We start from the raw sequence: 1,119 nt of genomic DNA on the forward strand, positions 1-1,119 counted from the left end.
ACCATATCGGGCGTCATCTGAATCCGGCTATATGAGAGTCCAGATGCCCGTGCAAAGGCGTTAGCGATCGTTGTCTTTGCGACGCCCGGAACACCCTCTAAGAGAAGATGGCCATCAGTAAGTAGCGCGATTGTCAGGCCTTCAAGCACCTCCTCATTGCCGACGATAACATCACCAACTGCCTCACGGAGCGTTTCGTACAGCGCCTCGGGGCTACTCATCGTGTTCGTCTCGTGACCGCTCAGATAAAACAGCTGTCATCACCTGTTGAAGCTGCGGCTCATCGAGATCAGGGTACTTCTCATTCAGTTCTGATCGGAGCGCGTCTGCGTCAAGCTCAACCGATTGTCCGCTCTTGGAGCGGTCCCAGACCCACCGCGGAAGGAGTGACAGCACACGCACTGGTAGCAGCGTCTCCACAGCGCTACTGACTGTACCCTCACGGACACGGCGCCATATCAGCAGCCACACACCGAGTGTCGCGAGGCCCCCACCAACTTGGAGAAGCGGTGATGTCCGAAGTAGTACCAGCGCGCGCGCAAGCGGCGGTTGCGCGCCTGCGTGTGAATAATCAAGAATCGCTCGTTCATGAGTGTCGATGAGTTGTGTCGCAAAGACATGGTTATCGGGCTGTGTCAACATCGAATTGATGAAGATACTGGGGTCGCTGATAGTAATGACCTGGCCCCCTTCGATAGACTCGGATGCGACAACAGGATACGCACCGAGTTCATCGCCAGCCGAGAGACTCCCTGTGGCATTCCGATCCAGATAGGCAAGCTCAGAACTTGTCACAACTGGAGTGGCATTCCCCGGCTCAACCGCAGTAGCTCCATTGAGCGTGAGTTGTGAGACATTCTGGGTGTACGGCGCTGCCGTTACATTCGGTGCGAGCGGGAGTGACGGCCCGCGGTAATACTCTCGTTCATCCCGGAGTTGGAGTCGGCTGAAGCGTGCGTCTGCGCCGATCGACGCAAGGAGTGGGTTGCTGTGTGGGCCGAAGTCATCAGCAATGACAACGGTTCCACCTCGCTCAACGAAATTTCGGATACGTCGTGATTCAGTGGCTGAATACGGCTCTGTGGGTGCCAGAATGATCGCAACGGTGTTTGTCGCATT

2 protein-coding genes are annotated in these 1,119 nt (G+C 56.3%); both read right to left on the reverse strand.

The features are described from left to right. A partial coding sequence (locus EXE42_RS20260; RefSeq protein WP_241988399.1) for a MoxR family ATPase occupies window positions 1-221 on the reverse strand: 221 nt, incomplete at its 3' end. Beyond that, window positions 214-1,119: DUF4350 domain-containing protein (locus EXE42_RS19580; protein ID WP_137706836.1), on the reverse strand; the 906-nt coding region annotated here is incomplete at its 5' end. The genes EXE42_RS20260 and EXE42_RS19580, both read right to left, overlap by 8 nt.

This window comes from Halorubrum sp. SP3, from assembly GCF_005435195.1.
In the GTDB taxonomy this organism is placed as follows: domain Archaea; phylum Halobacteriota; class Halobacteria; order Halobacteriales; family Haloferacaceae; genus Halorubrum; species Halorubrum sodomense.